Origin of the sequence: Chitinophaga sp. (assembly GCF_036566945.1) — a bacterium.
Classification (GTDB): Bacteria; Bacteroidota; Bacteroidia; order Chitinophagales; family Chitinophagaceae; genus Chitinophaga.
This window is the reverse complement of record NZ_DATCVJ010001046.1, coordinates 1-2,374: the sequence shown is the minus strand read 5'-3', so window position 1 is coordinate 2,374 and position 2,374 is coordinate 1. Positions and strand designations below refer to the sequence as shown.

The following is a 2,374-nucleotide window of genomic DNA, read 5'->3' as shown; positions in this document are numbered from 1 at the left end:
GCTTAATGGCCGCCTGTTGTCTTGTCAGTGCTACAGTGCCCTTCCAGTTCCCGTGCTTATTAATCAGCCGGTCCACTACTTCCATGATAGGGACATTGTAGCCAACTGCCAGTATGTTGATCATTGTATTATCCATGGCTTGGTCATTTATTAGTCGTCATTGGTACCTCCATCAGTAATAATTCTGCCTGGTCGGAGAGCGCGCCGATGGTAAGGCTGTCTGTATCCCACACGCCCAGACCATCTCTTGGCTGAAGTTCCCTGCCATCGATCGTAAAGCTTCCGGCGATAACAAATGCATACACGCCGTTTCCGCTCTTGTGTACGGGATAGTTAACCTGCGTGCCTTTATCAAAAGTGCCGATACTAAACCAGGTATCTTTCCGGATAGTAGTGGTCGCCGCGTCGCTATCGGGTTTGATAAACGCGTATAGTTGATTGCTCCGCAGCGCATCCGGCAATACTATTTGTGTATATCCGGGGGCGGTGTTCAGTGCTTCGGGATATACCCATATCTGCAGAAACTTCGCCGGCAGGGAATCGCTGTAATTATATTCGCTGTGAAACACGCCACTGCCGGTGCTCATTATCTGGACCTGGCCTGCAGTCACCACTTTTTTATTTCCCACATTATCTTCATGCAGCAAGCTCCCTTCCAGTGGGATGCTGATAATTTCCATGTTATCGTGCGGATGGGAACCGAATCCTTTTCCGCCCGCCACCGTGTCGTCGTTGAGCACCCGCAAGGCACCAAATCCCATTCTTTTCGGGTTGTAATAATCTGCAAAACTGAAAGTTTTTTTACTATCCAGCCACTCCGCATGATCATGCCCTCTGCTGTCTGCTTTATGTAAAATATATTGTGCCATCAATAAGCCTTTTGTTATACAAATGTCCGATATAGCAGGAATACGGCCGATGAAGTACATTAAGAAAGCGACTTAATCTATATTAAGAAATTTATTGGTAGTCAATTTTACAGGATGGGAAAATGAAAGGCTGATGAAAGAAAAGATCTATGAGCGTTTGTGCAAGGTAAGTATGCAGTGATCATCTATTTATAAAAAAGCTTTTTGTTGCTCCGACAGAGCAACAAAAAGCGTAGGCAGGATTCAATTGCCATTGATAGTGAAAAATTGCCAAACCTTATTCACTCTTCAATACCGCTACCGGATTGCTTCTCGCCGCTTTCAACGTCTGTGTCCCGATCATAATGAAGGCGATCACCAATACCCCCAGCAAGCCGGCGAATAGCTCCGCGAAATGCACGGGTGTATGATAGGGAAAATGAGGAAGCACCACGGTTTGGAAGAAGACGTAAGTTGCCGGCAAAGCAATCAGTGCTGATACCGACAGTAGCAATAGAAATCCGCGGCTCAGCAAGAATATAAGATTGGCAATGCTGGCGCCCATTACTTTGCGGATGCCAATCTCCTTTAATCTTGTTTCGGTGGTGAATACCACCATTCCGAATAACCCCATGGAGGCGATGGAAATAGCTAAAACCGAGAGGAAGCCAATGATCTTGATCATGGTGGAAAATTCGCTGTATGCATCTGCTATTTCCTGCTCATAAAATTCAGCAGTAAACGGATGCACCCGATCAACCATTTTCCATATGGACTCGATTTTGGCCATCGTGGCCGGCATGTCGCTGCTTTTTATTTTGGCGCTGATGATGGCCCTGTCTTCCGGTGTCCAGAAGGTGAAGGCTACTGGTCCGATGAGGTTTTCCACTTTACCATAGTGAAAGTCCTGCATTACACCAACGATGGTCATTTTGCGGCCATTCAATATAATCTGTTCGCCGATGGCTTTTTCGGGATTGTTGGCGCTGATGTTAAACCGCCTTAATGCCTGCTGATTAACGATCACCTCAGTGGCCGCCTGGGGTGTGATAGGACGGGCCATGAAATTGCCGCCGGCAAGCAGCTTATAATCATGTAGCGGCAAATAGTTTTCGTCTACGTGGTTGGTCATGACCAGTGCCGAATCCCCTGAATCTTTGTATTTCATATTACCTCCCCAGGCATTCCCAACGCCGGTGGTAATCAGCGACCGGGAAAGTGCAGTTACTTCCGGGATCTCACTGAGTTCCTTCAGTAGTACGTCGGGTTTATTATCCAGCATATTGATGTTCAGAATATTTGTGGTGCTGAATCCCAGGTCGAATGCCAGTATGTTTTTATACTGCACATAGCCAACGGCGGTGGTGGTAATAAAGATCAGTGTCACCGTGTATTGAATTACCACTAAAGCACGCCTCAGTGGCAGGTGTTTAAATATTTTTACCGATGAAACATTTCCGAATGCGTTCATGGGACTGACTTTCGAAAAAAACAGCGCGGGTATAAAGCCAGCAATAACACCTACT

2 protein-coding genes are annotated in these 2,374 nt (G+C 46.5%); both read right to left on the bottom strand.

The features are described from left to right. Window positions 1-143: 143 nt before the first annotated feature. Window positions 144-869, bottom strand: a complete 726-nt coding sequence (locus VIP81_RS31545; protein ID WP_331971524.1) for a pirin family protein — start codon at window positions 867-869, stop codon at window positions 144-146. Window positions 870-1,146: 277 nt separating this feature from the next. Beyond that, a partial coding sequence (locus VIP81_RS31540; RefSeq protein WP_331971521.1) for an ABC transporter permease occupies window positions 1,147-2,374 on the bottom strand: 1,228 nt, incomplete at its 5' end.